General features: G+C 72.1%; 13 protein-coding genes. 6 read left to right on the top strand and 7 right to left on the bottom strand.

What is annotated here, in order from left to right:
• Nucleotides 1-17 precede the first annotated feature (17 nt).
• A complete protein-coding gene (locus ACFXAE_RS12630) occupies nt 18-1,022 on the bottom strand; it encodes an esterase-like activity of phytase family protein (protein WP_384712261.1) in 1,005 nt (334 codons plus the stop codon).
• A gap of 144 nt (nt 1,023-1,166) precedes the next feature.
• Between ACFXAE_RS12630 and ACFXAE_RS12625 the strand changes: the two genes are divergently transcribed.
• The 4 genes from ACFXAE_RS12625 to ACFXAE_RS12610 all read left to right on the top strand — a co-directional run bounded on the left by ACFXAE_RS12625 (nt 1,167) and on the right by ACFXAE_RS12610 (nt 3,890).
• Nucleotides 1,167-1,973, top strand: coding sequence for an endonuclease I family protein (locus ACFXAE_RS12625; protein WP_384712258.1), 807 nt, complete (start codon nt 1,167-1,169; stop codon nt 1,971-1,973).
• Nucleotides 1,974-2,227: 254 nt separating this feature from the next.
• Nucleotides 2,228-2,350 carry a DUF397 domain-containing protein gene (locus tag ACFXAE_RS12620; RefSeq protein ID WP_384712322.1) on the top strand — a complete coding sequence of 41 codons (123 nt, stop codon included), beginning with the start codon at nt 2,228-2,230 and terminating at the stop codon, nt 2,348-2,350.
• A gap of 117 nt (nt 2,351-2,467) precedes the next feature.
• Complete coding sequence (locus ACFXAE_RS12615; RefSeq protein ID WP_384712255.1) at nt 2,468-3,079, top strand: TetR/AcrR family transcriptional regulator; 612 nt, start codon at nt 2,468-2,470, stop codon at nt 3,077-3,079.
• 454 nt (nt 3,080-3,533) lie between these two features.
• Nucleotides 3,534-3,890 (top strand): peptidase inhibitor family I36 protein, encoded by a 357-nt coding sequence (locus ACFXAE_RS12610; RefSeq protein ID WP_384712253.1) that lies wholly within the window; start codon nt 3,534-3,536, stop codon nt 3,888-3,890.
• 107 nt (nt 3,891-3,997) lie between these two features.
• On the opposite strand, the gene ACFXAE_RS12605 is transcribed toward ACFXAE_RS12610, so the two are convergent.
• The 3 genes from ACFXAE_RS12605 to speB all read right to left on the bottom strand — a co-directional run bounded on the left by ACFXAE_RS12605 (nt 3,998) and on the right by speB (nt 7,350).
• Nucleotides 3,998-4,582 carry a S1 RNA-binding domain-containing protein gene (locus ACFXAE_RS12605; RefSeq protein WP_384712250.1) on the bottom strand — a complete coding sequence of 195 codons (585 nt, stop codon included), beginning with the start codon at nt 4,580-4,582 and terminating at the stop codon, nt 3,998-4,000.
• Nucleotides 4,583-4,699: 117 nt separating this feature from the next.
• The gene (locus ACFXAE_RS12600) at nt 4,700-6,385 is read right to left on the bottom strand and encodes a thiamine pyrophosphate-binding protein (RefSeq protein WP_384712247.1); all 1,686 of its coding nucleotides are present in this window, start codon (nt 6,383-6,385) and stop codon (nt 4,700-4,702) included.
• Entirely contained in the window at nt 6,382-7,350 is a 969-nt protein-coding gene (gene speB / locus ACFXAE_RS12595; protein WP_384712244.1) for an agmatinase, read from the bottom strand. The genes ACFXAE_RS12600 and speB overlap by 4 nt, the downstream gene beginning before the upstream one ends.
• Nucleotides 7,351-7,555: 205 nt before the next feature.
• Between speB and ACFXAE_RS12590 the strand changes: the two genes are divergently transcribed.
• Nucleotides 7,556-9,139 (top strand): PucR family transcriptional regulator ligand-binding domain-containing protein, encoded by a 1,584-nt coding sequence (locus ACFXAE_RS12590; protein WP_384712241.1) that lies wholly within the window; start codon nt 7,556-7,558, stop codon nt 9,137-9,139.
• Between the two features lie 100 nt (nt 9,140-9,239).
• A complete protein-coding gene (locus ACFXAE_RS12585; RefSeq protein WP_384712238.1) occupies nt 9,240-10,031 on the top strand; it encodes a phosphatase in 792 nt (263 codons plus the stop codon).
• A 65-nt stretch (nt 10,032-10,096) separates the two neighbouring features.
• Here the strand turns inward: ACFXAE_RS12585 and ACFXAE_RS12580 are convergent, their stop codons facing one another.
• The 3 genes from ACFXAE_RS12580 to ACFXAE_RS12570 all read right to left on the bottom strand — a co-directional run bounded on the left by ACFXAE_RS12580 (nt 10,097) and on the right by ACFXAE_RS12570 (nt 12,954).
• Nucleotides 10,097-10,618 (bottom strand): DUF4232 domain-containing protein, encoded by a 522-nt coding sequence (locus tag ACFXAE_RS12580; RefSeq protein WP_384712235.1) that lies wholly within the window; start codon nt 10,616-10,618, stop codon nt 10,097-10,099.
• Between the two features lie 273 nt (nt 10,619-10,891).
• Complete coding sequence (gene tesB, locus ACFXAE_RS12575; RefSeq protein WP_384712232.1) at nt 10,892-11,761, bottom strand: acyl-CoA thioesterase II; 870 nt, start codon at nt 11,759-11,761, stop codon at nt 10,892-10,894.
• Nucleotides 11,762-11,796: 35 nt separating this feature from the next.
• On the bottom strand, nt 11,797-12,954 hold the full coding sequence (locus tag ACFXAE_RS12570) for an acyl-CoA dehydrogenase family protein (RefSeq protein ID WP_384712229.1): 1,158 nt from the start codon (nt 12,952-12,954) through the stop codon (nt 11,797-11,799).
• Nucleotides 12,955-13,043 lie beyond the last annotated feature (89 nt).

The following is a 13,043-nucleotide window of genomic DNA, read 5'->3' as shown; positions in this document are numbered from 1 at the left end:
TCATCCCTCCGCGATGTTCAGAGGCGTACGCGGAGAGCGTAGAAGCGGGTCGTCTGGCTCGCGTTCTGGTTGTCGTCGCTGACCAGGAGCACCTTCAGCCGGCCGTGGCCGCGGCCCGTGACCACCATGCCCTCGATGTTGTCGAGGAGCGGGTTGGGCTGGGGCTGTCCGGCGGTGGCGCCGAGGGAGGGGCAGTCGGCGAGGTCGGCGAGCAGGGTCTTGTCGTACGTGGTGCCGTGCCGGTCGGCCAGGTAGAGCCGGACGGTGTTGCCGACGCCGGAGGTGAAGCCCCGCTCCAGGACGAGCAGGCGGCCGTCGGGGGCGGCGGTGACCTCGGTGACCCCGAGCCCCTGGTCGACCCGGTAGGTGTACTGGGCGCCGGTCCGGAAGCCGCCGTGGGCGGTGCGCCGCCAGGTCTGGAGGCGGACCTGGTCGGCGGGGTCGCCGGTGAGGGCGTACTCCATCGACGCGACCAGCGTGCGGCCGCCGGGAAGGAGGGTCAGCCCCTCGAAGCTGCCGTTGACGCGGGCGCGGGTGCGGAGTTCCTCGGGTACGGGGAGCCGGTCGAGGATCTTCCCGTCGCGGGAGTAGCGGCGGATGGAGGGTTCGGCCTCGGAGGAGACGAGGTACGTGCCGATGGGGTTCCCCCCGCTCGAGCGGAGCCGAGAGTGGAGGTCGACGACCAGTCCCTCGGAGTCGAGCGCGGCGCCGTTCTCGTCGGCGAGCGGGATCACGCCCTCGGGCCGCAGGGTCCGCGCGTCCAGCCGGAACAGGGCGGACCGGTCGGAGAGGGCGGCGACCGTGCGGTGCCGGTCCGGGGCGAGGGCGGAGAGGTTGCCGACGTAGGTGCCGTCGTACGTCGTCTTGTCGAGCGCGTCGGAGAAGCGGTCGATGGAGACGGACGGGGAGCAGGCGTGGTGCGTCCCCCCGTCCTGCCGGGCGTTGGCCGGCCCGGCGGCGGTCAGGCAGGTCGCGGCGGCGAGAGCGGCGGTGGTGGCGGCGAGGAGGGTTCTCAGGCGCATGCGGCCACCGTAGGGCGGTCGGGTGACGGCCGGTCACCGCCTAACGACACATGACCGACACCTTCTCTTCACCCCCATGCATACATGTCCATGTCACGCTTCCTGTCGGCCGCTCACTCAACCCGCGTAGATCGGACGTCCCCCATGCCCGTGACACCCATACGCCGCCGCTGGAAGACCCTCGCCCTGGCCACCTCGGCCGTCCTGGTCGGTCTCGCCGTCCCCGCGTTGAACGCCCCCTCCGCCGGCGCCGCGACCACCGCGTACGACGACACGTACTACGCCGCCGCGATCGGCAAGTCCGGCACGGCGCTGAAGGACTCCCTGCACACGATCATCAGCGACCAGACGAAGATCTCGTACTCGGCCGTCTGGGACGCCCTGAAGGTCACCGACCAGGACCCGAACAACAGCAACAACGTGGTCCTGCTGTACTCGGGCCTCTCCCGCAGCAAGTCCCTCAACGGCGGCGACGCGGGCGACTGGAACCGCGAGCACGTGTGGGCCAAGTCCCACGGCGACTTCGGCACCTCCACCGGCCCCGGCACCGACCTGCACCACCTGCGCCCCGAGGACGTCCAGGTCAACTCCATCCGCGGGAACAAGGACTTCGACAACGGCGGCAACTCGTTCACCAACAGCGGCGGCAGCCTGACCGACTCCAACTCCTTCGAGCCGCGCGACGCGGTCAAGGGCGACGTGGCCCGCATGATCCTCTACATGGCCGTCCGCTACGAGGGCACCGACGGCTGGCCCGACCTGGAGCCCAACGACTCCGTCACCAATGGCAGCAACCCGTACCACGGCCGCCTCCCGGTCCTGAAGCAGTGGCACCAGGAGGACCCGCCGAGCGCGTCCGAGGAGCGCCGCAACGAGGTCATCTACGACTCCTACCAGCACAACCGCAACCCGTTCATCGACCACCCGGAGTGGGTCGAGTCGATCTGGTAGGCGGGCGGACGGCCCCGCTCCCGGCGATCCGGCACACGTCGGTCAGCGACTCGCGCATACGGGCGAGCAGGAAGCGGAGCCGGTCCGGGGTCGCGCGGCGGTCGGCGAGCAGGTCCGCCGCGTGACCGAGGAGGTCGTCGGCCATGGTCGGTTGCACCTGTTCGACGGTGTCCGCGAGGCGGGAGAGGTGTCCGGTTCCGTCCGCGAGGGGGTAACCGGGCTCGCCCTCCTCTCCTCTCCGGGGCGGCAGCTGCCTGGAGGTTCTTGACGGGTGTCCGGCGGGTGTGCCGGTTCGGGACTCCAAGGTGCCGGACGGACCTGCCGTGGTCCTCTCCGCGGCCGGCTGGGCGTCGTTCATAACCGCTCTCGGGGACTGACCTACTCACTTGAAAAGCGTGAGCATCCAAGCGCCCACTGTCCACATGTCGCTCATTTGAGTGGCCAAGTGACATTCAGTGGAGTAATGCTCACTCTTTTTCAGCAGGGTGGTCTCCATGACCTCCCGATTCGCCCACGGCCTCAACCCCTACAGCACTGCGCACGTGATCAGCACCACGCGCACTCTCATGCGCACCGACGGCCTGAACGTGTCCTTGGCCTCCATCGCCCGCCGTTGTGGGATCACACGCAACTTCCTGTACTCCCACTGGAAATCGGTCTCGGCGCTCCACCTGCACGCGCTGAAGGCCGAGCTGGCGGAGGCCTTCATCACGGCAGCGCGCGCCCGCCCGAGTGACGGCACCGCGCGGGGAATCGTCGGGCACCTGACCGAGGTCGTACGGGTCGTTCGCCGTCACCCGACCACGGCCGCCGTCGCGCGCTCCGCTCCCGGGGCGTTCCGGTCGGCCCAGTCGGCGACCGAGGCGCCGCTGATGCAGGCCGCGACGGAACGCATCAGCGACCTGCTGCACCCCCTCTACTCGCACGGCGGTGTCTGGGGCGAGCCCGCACTCGCCTCCAGGCCCTGGAAGATCCTGTGGGTCGCCCGCCCCGCCGCCCTCTGTCCCGAGGCCGTCGGCGACCAGGACCGGGAGAACACGCTGGACGCCGCCTTCACGGAACTGACGCTCGATCTGCTGGCCCCCTGGGACACCGCCACGCCGTGACCTCGGGGACGCAGCCTGCCTGCAGTCAGGAGAGCGGCGAACCCGTGCGCCCGCCCTCCACCGACCCACCTCTCACAGGCCGCACCGACCCGGCTGCGGCCGACCGGTCGATGCCGGGTTGCCCAGGACAGAACACGCCGGTCGATGCCCGAGCGCGCAGGACGGAACCGGCCGGTGCCCCGTAGGCAGGTGGCGGCGAGCGCGACACCCCCCACGGCGTGGACCGGCAGGGTCGATCGGCGGGACGGAGCGCCGGGTTCACGGGCCGTACGCCCCGCGCAAGCGGCGCCCGGTGCCCGACCCACAGCGCACCCACCGAGCCCCCGGTTCGCTCCATCAGGTGGTGTGAACGGTGACGCCGGGCGATCGGCCCGACCCGCCGCAACCATGGAACGGCCCCGGCACCTCCGCCGGGGTCGTTCCATGCCTCCACGACGCCTTACTGGAGAGTGCCGTGAAGACTCGTTCCTGGTCCCTCGCCGCCGTCCTCGCCCTGACCGCGCTCCTGCTGCCCGCCCACACGGCGTCCGCCGCCCCGGCCGCGCCCCCGTCCTGTCCCGACGGCTCGGTGTGCTTCTGGAGCGGCGAGGGCTTCGACGGCGACTACTGGGAGTGGACCGCGCGCAGCGGCTACCGCGACATGCCGCCCCGCCTCCACGACCACGTCGGCTCGTTCGTCGCCAGTACCCGGGCCTGCTTCGTGAACTGGCAGCCCACCGAGAAGCGGGACGTCTTCAACGGCGACTGGCGCTCCCGCTACCTCGGCGACTTCGGTGGACGCATCGACGGCGTCGGCCCGGGCGGCTGCTGACCCGCCGGACCCGCCCCGGGAGCGCCGACAGCGCCCTCGCGAGGTCGGCGCTCCCGGTCCCGGGACCGTACGGACTCCCGGGGCCCCGGACGACTCGGTGCCGGTGCTCAGTCCGTGAGCCACCCGTCGGTGACGGACGACGGATGGCCGCACGTGAGGGTCAGCGTGCGCCGCTGCCGGTCGGTCCCGGCGACGACGACCGTGAGCTCATCGCCGACCCGGACGGCATCCGACGCGGCGTCCACGGACGACCCGGGGAGGTCCCACGGACGGACCAGCCCCTCGATGCCGTCGGCGACCTCGACGAAGACACCGAACGACACCAGCCGAGTGACCCTTCCCCGGAGAACTCGGCCCACCGGGTTGCGGTCGGCGAACGCCTGGAAGGGGTCGGGCCGCATACCCCGCAGGGACAGCCGGGCCTCCATGTTCCACGTGTCGAACTGAAGGAACACGCAGGAAACACGCTGACCGACCTCGACGACCTCCGCGACCGAATCGAGGCTCCGCCAGGACAGTTCGGGGATCGTGATGAACCCGACGCCGGGGAAGGCCGGATGGCCGGGGCCCTCGTCCAGCGCCACGAACACACCGAACCGTTCGATCGCGGCGACGGTGCCGGAAAGAACCTGCCGCTCGGTCAGCGATTCCAGGAACGCCCGCAGCTCCGGGTTCTCGAACCGGCCCTCCATACCGACCAGCCTCTCACGAGGAGCGGGCGCGGACACATGAACCTTCCTCGTGGAGGCGCCGTTGTGACGACCGAGTGTCAGAACCTTGGCAACCAGTCGGCGCGGACCATGTGAAGGTCACTCCATGTGGGTCGGGGCGAACATCCGCAGCACGGCGGGGAGTACGACCACCGTCGGGCCCGGAGTCGCCAGGGCCTTCGCGAGGTCCCGTTCCAGGGTTTCGGGAGTGGTCCGCAGGCCGGGGACGCCGAAGGACTCCGCCAGGGCCACGTAGTCGGGGCGGGTGAGTTCCGTCGCCGTGGGTTCGCCGAAGGCGTCGGTCATGTACTCGCGCAGGATGCCGTAGCCGCCGTCGTCGACGATCAGCCAGGTGACGTCGAGGTCGTACTGGCGGGCAGCGGCCAGTTCGGCGACGGAGTACAGGGCACCGCCGTCCCCCGAGACCGCCAGCACCGGGTGGGTGGGGTCGGCGACCGCCGCGCCCAGGGCGGCCGGGAAGCCGTAGCCCAGGCCGCCGGCGCCCTGCGCGGAGTGCAGGTGGTTGGGACCCATGGCGTCGAAGGCGGACCAGGCCCAGTACGTCAGGATCGTCATGTCCCAGAAGGACGGCGAGCCGGTGGGCAGGGCGCGGCGGACCGCCGTCAGCACCTGCTGTTCCAGGGCGAGTTCCTGGGAGGCGAGACGCTCGCGGACGCGGTCCAGCACTCCCCGTACGCGCTCGGGCGCGGACGCGTCCTCGCGGGCTTCCACCGTCTCCAGCAGGGCCTGGAGGGCGAGGCGGGCGTCGGCGTGGATACCGAGGCCGGGGTGGTTGGACTCCAGCTTGCCGAGGTCGGCCTCGATCTGGACGACCCGGCCGCGCGGCTTGAACGTGTGGTAGTTCGAGGAGAGTTCGCCGAGACCGGAGCCGACGACCAGCAGGACGTCCGCGTCCTCCAGGAAGTCGGTGGTGTGGCGGTCCTCCAGCCAGGACTGCAGCGACAGCGGGTGCGTCCAGGGGAAGGCGCCCTTGCCGCCGGGGGTCGTGACCACGGGCGCCCGGAGCCGTTCGGCGAGCTGCTTCAGCTTGCCGGAGGCGTCCGAGCGGACCACTCCCCCGCCGGCGATGATCGCGGGACGGGCGGCGTTCGCCAGCAAGTGAGCGGCCAGTGCCGTCAGTTCGGGGCGCGGAGGCAGCTCGTCGGGGGTGGCGTCCATCGCCGTCACCACGGGCAGGGCCGTCTCCGCGAGCAACACGTCCTGCGGGATCTCCACCCACACGGGGCCGTGCGGGACGGTCAGCGCCGACTTCCAGGCCTCCGCGACCGCGGAGGGGATCTGGGACTGCGTACGGACCGTGTGGACGGATTTGACCACGCCACGGAACGAGGCCGACTGGTCGGGGAGTTCGTGCAGGTATCCGTGGCGGCCCCCGCCCAGGCCGGCCGTCGGGACCTGACTGCTGATCGCCAGCACCGGCGCCGAAGCCGCCGCCGCCTCCTGGAGCGCGGCCAGGGAGGTCAGCGCTCCCGGGCCGGTCGACAGCAGCAGCGGGGCGGCCTCGCCGGTGATCCGGCCGTAGGCGTCCGCCGCGAAACCGGCGTTGTTCTCCACGCGCAGGCCGATGTACCTCAGATCCGAGCGGCGCAGGGCGTCGAACACGCCGAGGGCGTGCTGGCCGGGCAGGCCGAAGACGGTGGTGGCGCCGAGCCCGGCCAGGGTCTCCACGACCAGGTCCCCGCCGTTGCGGCCGGGAGGAGGATCCAGCGCGGCCTCCGTCTGTGCGGCGGTCGGGCGGAGCACCAGGTCGTGGTCGTGGGTCACTGCGCGCGGGCCTCTGCAATCTGGCGGGACATGATCGTGGTCAGCTCGTACGCCGTGTGGGACGCGGCCACCGAGGTGATCTCGGCGTGATCGTACGCGGGGGCCACCTCGACGACGTCCGCGGAGACCAGGTTGCAGGACGCCAGTCCGCGCAGGATCTCGAGGAGTTCGCGGGAGGTCATGCCGCCGGCCTCGGGGGTGCCGGTGCCGGGGGCGTGGGCGGGGTCCAGGCAGTCGATGTCGATGGAGATGTACAGCGGGCGGTCGCCGATGCGCTGGCGCAGCTGGTCGGCGATCTCGTCGGCGCCCCGGCGGTAGACGTCCGCGGAGGTGACGATGCCGAAGCCCATCTTCTCGTCGTCGGTGAGGTCCTGCTTGCCGTAGAGCGGGCCGCGGGTGCCGACGTGGGAGAGGGCGGAGGTGTCGAGGACGCCCTCCTCGACCGCGCGGCGGAACGGGGTGCCGTGGGTGTACTCGGCGCCGAAGTAGGTGTCCCAGGTGTCGAGGTGGGCGTCGAAGTGGAGCAGGGCCACGGGGCCGTGCTTCTTGGCGACGGAGCGGAGCAGCGGCAGGGCGATGGTGTGGTCGCCGCCCAGGGTCATCAGGCGGGCGCCGGTGCCGAGGAGGTCGTCGGCGGCGGCCTCGACCGTCTCCACGGCCTCGTTGATGTTGAAGGGGTTCACGGCGATGTCACCGCCGTCCGCGACCTGGGCGAGGGCGAAGGGGGAGGCGTCCTGCGCGGGGTTGTAGGGGCGCAGCAGCCGGGACGCCTCACGGATGGCGTTGCCGCCGAAGCGGGCGCCCGGCCGGTAGGAGACGCCCGAGTCGAACGGCACGCCCACCACGGCGACGTCGGCGCGGCCGACCTCGTCGAGACGGGGCAGCCGGGCGAAGGTCGCGGGACCGGCGTACCGCGGGATGCGGGACGAGTCGACGGGGCCGCGGGGCGTCTCGTTGCTGCTCATGGGGTACTGCCCTCTTTCCTACGCTTCGTCGCGTATGCACTGCCTGCCCTGATGACTCTACTGGGCGGCGGGGACCCGGACGGCCGACTGCCGTGCGGGGCCTCTTCGCGCACTGCCGGCCGATCCGACCCTAGGTGGCCGGAAAGCGACTGCGAAGTGTACGTTTCCTCCATATCGGCCGAACGGGATGGAGGAAACGTCCATCATGCCGGATCCCATGGTTCCGCCCACACCGCCCGTGCCCCTGGAGGCCCTGCTGGCCCGCGCGGACCTCGGCCTGCGCCGGATCGCGGGGCCCGACGACCCCGGTACCGTCGTGCACTGGGCGCACACCTCGGAGATGGCGGACCCGTACCCGTACCTGCTGGGCGGGGAGCTGCTGCTGTCGGCGGGGGTGCACATCCCGGAGGGGGCGGGCGCGGGGTACTTCGACGCCTATGTCTCCAGGATCGTGGCGGCGGGCGGGGCGGCGCTCGGTTTCGGTCTGGCGCCGGTTCACGACGCGGTACCGGGGGCACTGGTGGAGGCCTGTGAGATGCACGGGCTGCCGTTGCTGGAAGTGCCGCCGCGGACCACGTTCTCGGGGGTGGCGCGGGCGGTCTGGCAGTTGATGGCGCAGGCCCGCCTGGCGGAGCTGCGCCGGGTCACGGAGGCCCAGCAGAGCCTCGCCACCGCGGCGGCCCGCCCGGACCCGGTCCGGCCGGTCCTCCACCGACTGGCCCAGCGGATCGGCGGCTGGGCCGTCCTGTTCGCCCCGGACACCACCGAGATCGCCACCGCGGGAACCACCCCGCCCCCCGAAGCGAGACGGGCCCTGACCACCTTGGCCGGGGTGGTGCACCCCCCCGGCACAGCCACAGGCAACCGCACCCACGCACCTGCGGGCAGCCACACCCACGCAGCTGCGGGCAGTCGTGCCGCTGGGGCGGCACGGGTGGGCGCAGCGGCACCCGGCACACGCCGGCAAGTGACACCCGCCCCGGCCCCCACCACCGCCAGCGACACCGTCAACGGCACCCACCTCGCCGCCTACGCCCTCGGCACCGGCTTCGTACTCGGCGTGGCCTCGCCCCTGCGCACCCCCGGCGACCACACCATCGTCTCCGTCGCGGCCGCGCTGCTCACCCTCCTCACCGGCCGGCAACGGATCGGCACCACCGCGGCCCGCTCCTCCGCACTCGTACGGCTCCTGCTGGGCGCCCCGCCCGAGGACGTGGCCCCCCTGCTCGGTGGAGAACGGTGGCACGTCGTACACGCCCGGCCGGCCGGTCCCACCGCACCGGACCCCCTGGCCGCCTCCGCGCTGGGCACCGCGCTCGGCTCGGCCCTGGTCGACCCGGCGGGCGAGGTCGTACGGGTCCTGGTGCCGGCCGGCCGGCCCGTGGAGCCACTGCCCGGCTGGACGCTCGGCGTCAGCGCGGCAGCCGCCCCGCCCGACTGGCCGGACGCCGACACCCAGGCCGCCCGCGCCCTGGCCCGGGCCCGGGCCACCCGCGTCCCGCTGCTCCGGCACGGCGACCGCCCCGCCCTCGCCGACCTCGTCCCGCCGCACGACGCGGACGCCCACGCCCGGTCGCTGCTCGCGCCGATAGCGGCCGCTCCCGCCCTGACCGACACCCTGCGCACCTGGCTTTCCCTGCACGGCAGTTGGGACCGCACGGCGGTGGCGCTGTCCGTGCACCGCAACACCGTGCGGCAGCGCGTCGCGCGGTGCGCGGCGCTGCTGGAAGCGGACCTGGACGACCCGGACGTGCGGATGGAGCTGTGGTTCGCGCTGCGACGGACATGAAGGCCTGAGTAGCCGTACGGAGTTGTCTGAGCACGTGACGCACGTCCCAAGCGCGCGAGACGCCAGGGACGCCCACAGGCCGCTGCCTCACAATGGGGGCATGCCGATACCCGGGACACCCAGCCGCGCCGAACTCGTCGAACACCTGGTCGCCACGCGCATCGCGGGCGATGTCGCCACGCCGCGCGAGAACAACCTCTCCCACTACCGCAAACTGGCGAACGGCGACCGCCACTTCTGGCTCGGCCTGGAGCTCGGCGACCGCTGGACCGACGAGCAGGACGTGCTCGCGGTGATGGCGGAGCGGGTCGGCGTCAACGACGACCCCGAGTACCGGTACGGGCAGGACACCATCGACCCGGAACTGACCGTGGCCGGGCTGGAGCGCATGGCCGGGCGGCTGCGCAAGGCGGCGGACGGGCGGCAGCGGGTGCTGTTCGCGACCGGTCACCCGGGGGGACTGCTGGACGTGCACCGTGCGACGGCCGCCGCGCTGCGGGCCGCCGGCTGCGAGATCGTGGTCGTCCCGGACGGGCTGACCACGGACGAGGGTTATGTGATGCAGTTCGCGGACGTGGCGATGCTGGAGCACGGCGCGACGCTGTGGCACACCCACTCCGGTGAGCCGATGAAGGCGATCCTGACCGCCCTGGAGCGCGGGGGCCGCCCGCTGCCGGACCTGGTCGTCGCCGACCACGGCTGGGCGGGTGCCGCGGGGCAGTACGGCGTGGACAGTGTCGGCTACGCCGACTGCAACGACCCGGCCCTGTTCCTCGCCGAGTCCGAGGGCACCGTCCAGGTCACGGTCCCCCTCGACGACCACGTGGTCAGCCCCCGCCACTACGACCCGATGACGGCGTACCTGCTGGCGGAGGCCGGTCTGGCGGAGTGAAGCGCCCCGTCGGCCGGGCGCGGGGGACACGCCCGGCCGACGGGGCGGCCGGTGGAGGCCGGGGGTCAGCCGGTGAACGGAACGGCGTCGGCGGGGTCGGCGTGCCAGTTGGTGGCGATCGGCCGGTCGACCGTGGCGGTGTCGGGGAGGCGGAGCGTAACGGAGTTCTCCTCGTCACCGGCGACCGAGAGGTGGAGCCGGTCGAACTGCACGCCGTTGTTGTCGTTGGTGCTCTTGGGGTTGATGCCGGCGTAGGCGGCGGCGGAGCCGGCGAGGACGACGTCGTCGCTGACGCCGTGCTCGGCGGGCGAGACCTCGGTGTCGGGGTGGGAGCCGAAGGAGGCGGAGGGGAACACGCCCTCCAGGTGGCAGATGATGCCGGGCTTGGCCTTGGCGGTGATCAGGTAGTAGCCGCCCGCCTGGGTCTTGGACGTGACCTTGAAGTTCAGGTCGCTGGTCGCGCAGGGCTGGGTGGTGGAGCTGCCGCTGTCGGCGGTGGCCGTGGCGGTGGCGGCGCCGCCGAGGGCGAGCGCGGCGACGGCGGCCAGGGCGAGGCGGGCGGAGCGGGTGGCGAGGCGTGAACGCATGACGGTCTCCGTGGTGTGACGAGGTGGATCGGCCGGCGGGCTGCCGGGATGACCGCAGCTTGTGCCGTGATCCGTCCCACCCGCCACACCGGACGTCCAGCACGGGACGCTGGAACGCTGGAAACGTCGCTGACCAGCAAGGATGCCGACCGCATGGAACGGTCCACCGGGACGCGGGCAGCCGTCCGGGCCGTGCGCGGGACACGTGCGGGGGGGGCCGCTTCCCTGCGCCGTGGACGGGGAACGGGCGGGGAGGGGACGTCCGGAGCCGACTCAGGAGCGCGGGACCCGGACCACGCCCTCCTGGATGACCGAGACCGCGAGGCGGCCGTCCTGGGTGTAGATGCGGGCCTGGCCGAGGCCGCGGCCGCCGTGGGCCGAGGGGGACTGCTGGTCGTACAGCAGCCACTCGTCGGCGCGGAACGGGCGGTGGAACCACATCGCGTGGTCCAGGGACGCGCCGACGACGTCGCCGACGGCCCAGCCGCCGCGGCCGTGGGCGAGGAGGACGGAGTCCAGCAGCGTCATGTCGGAGACGTACGTGGCGAGGACGACGTGCAGCAGGGGGTCGTCCGCGAGTTTGCCGTTGGTGCGGAACCACACCTGGGAGTGCGGTTCGCGCGGCTCGCCGAAGCGGCCGTAGGGCGGCTCGTCGACGTAGCGCAGGTCGACGGCGGCGCGGGCCTCCAGGAAGCGCTCCACGACCTCCGGCGCGAGGTGGGCGTACCCGCGCAGGCGTTCCTGCGACGTGGGCAGCGTGGCCGGGTCGGGGGACGGCGGCATCGGTTCCTGGTGGTCCAGGCCCTCCTCGTACGTCTGGAAGGACGCCGAGAGGTGGAAGATCGGCTTTCCGTGCTGGACCGCGACCACCCGCCGGGTGGTGAAGGAGCGGCCGTCGCGGATCCGGTCGACGGTGTAGACGATCGGGGCGCCGGGGTCGCCGGGGCGCAGGAAGTACGCGTGCAGGGAGTGGGCGGGCCGGTCCTCGGGGACGGTCCGCCCGGCGGCGACCAGCGCCTGCGCCGCGACCTGCCCGCCGAAGACGCGGGGGACGACGGCGCTGCGGGAGTGGCCGCGGAAGATGTTCTCCTCGATCTGCTCCAGGTCGAGCAGATCGAGGAGTTCCTGTAGTGCCTGACTCATGAGGTCAGTTGTATACGGCAGGGATGTCGCGGGGCTTACAGGCCCATGTCCTTCGCGATGATCGACTTCATGATCTCGCTGGTGCCGCCGTAGATGCGGTTGACCCGGTTGTCCGCGTACAGGCGGGCGATCGGGTACTCGTTCATGTAGCCGTAGCCGCCGTGCAGCTGGAGGCAGCGGTCGATGACGCGGTGCGCGACCTCGGTGCAGAACAGCTTGGCGCTGGCGGCCTCGGCGGGGGTGAGCTCGCCGGCGTCCAGGGCCTCGGTGGCGCGGTCGGCGACGGCCTCGGCGGCGTCCACCTCGGCCTGGCAGGCGGCCAGCTCGAACTTGGTGTTCTGGAAGTGGGCGACCGGCTTGCCGAAGACGGTGCGCTCCTGCACGTACTGCTTGGCGAACCGGACGGCGGCCTTGGCCTGCGCGTAGGCGCCGAAGGCGATGCCCCAGCGCTCGGAGGCCAGGTTGTGGCCGAGGTAGGAGAAGCCCTTGTTCTCCTCGCCGAGCAGGTCCTCGACGGGGACCTTGACGTCGACGAACGCCAGCTCGGCGGTGTCGGAGGTCTTCAGGCCGAGCTTGTCGAGCTTGCGGCCCACCGAGTAGCCCTCGGACTTGGTGTCGACGGCGAAGAGGGAGATGCCGTGGCGGCGGTCCTCGGCCGTCGGGGCGGCGGTGCGGGCGCAGACGATCACCTTGTCGGCGTGGACACCGCCGGTGATGAAGGTCTTGGCGCCGTTGAGGACGTAGTGCGTGCCGTCCTCGCTGAGCCTGGCGGTGGTCTTCATGCCCGCGAGGTCGGAGCCGGTGCCCGGCTCGGTCATCGCGATGGCCCACATCTCCTCGCCGGTGACGAACTTCGGCAGGTAGCGCTTCTTCTGCTCGTCGGTGGCCAGCATCTTGAGGTAGGGCAGGGCGAGCAGCACGTGCACGCCGGAGCCGCCGAACTGGACGCCCGCGCGGGCGGTCTCCTCGTAGAGGACGGCCTCGAACTTGTGGGTGTCCATGCCCGCGCCGCCGAACTCCTCGGGCACGCTGATGCCGAAGATGCCCAGCTCACCGAGCTTGTAGTAGAAATCGCGGGGCGCCTGGCCCGCCGCGAACCACTCGTCGTAGACGGGCACGACCTCGGCCTCGATGAAGGCGCGGATCGTCTCCCGGAACGCCTCGTGATCCTCGTTGAAAACCGTACGGCGCACTGTCCGCCACCTCCATAACCGGGCATGTCTAAGCGCTTGCTCAGATCAAAGGTACCGGCGAGTATCCACAGTCGTCCAGAGCGCAGGCC

Source organism: Streptomyces sp. NPDC059454, assembly GCF_042749965.1.
Classification (GTDB): domain Bacteria; phylum Actinomycetota; class Actinomycetes; order Streptomycetales; family Streptomycetaceae; genus Streptomyces.
The sequence above is the reverse complement of the archived record's forward strand: the minus strand, read 5'-3'. Positions and strand labels throughout refer to the sequence as shown.

Coding starts and splice junctions, on each gene's coding strand:
- ACFXAE_RS12625 (WP_384712258.1), top strand. CDS start 1,167: ATGCCCGTGACACCCATACGCCGCCGCTGGAAGACCCTCGCCCTGGCC.
- ACFXAE_RS12580 (WP_384712235.1), bottom strand. CDS start 10,618: ATGCGTTCACGCCTCGCCACCCGCTCCGCCCGCCTCGCCCTGGCCGCC.
- speB (WP_384712244.1), bottom strand. CDS start 7,350: ATGAGCAGCAACGAGACGCCCCGCGGCCCCGTCGACTCGTCCCGCATC.
- ACFXAE_RS12615 (WP_384712255.1), top strand. CDS start 2,468: ATGACCTCCCGATTCGCCCACGGCCTCAACCCCTACAGCACTGCGCAC.
- ACFXAE_RS12590 (WP_384712241.1), top strand. CDS start 7,556: ATGCCGGATCCCATGGTTCCGCCCACACCGCCCGTGCCCCTGGAGGCC.
- ACFXAE_RS12630 (WP_384712261.1), bottom strand. CDS start 1,022: ATGCGCCTGAGAACCCTCCTCGCCGCCACCACCGCCGCTCTCGCCGCC.
- ACFXAE_RS12585 (WP_384712238.1), top strand. CDS start 9,240: ATGCCGATACCCGGGACACCCAGCCGCGCCGAACTCGTCGAACACCTG.
- tesB (WP_384712232.1), bottom strand. CDS start 11,761: ATGAGTCAGGCACTACAGGAACTCCTCGATCTGCTCGACCTGGAGCAG.
- ACFXAE_RS12605 (WP_384712250.1), bottom strand. CDS start 4,582: ATGGAGGGCCGGTTCGAGAACCCGGAGCTGCGGGCGTTCCTGGAATCG.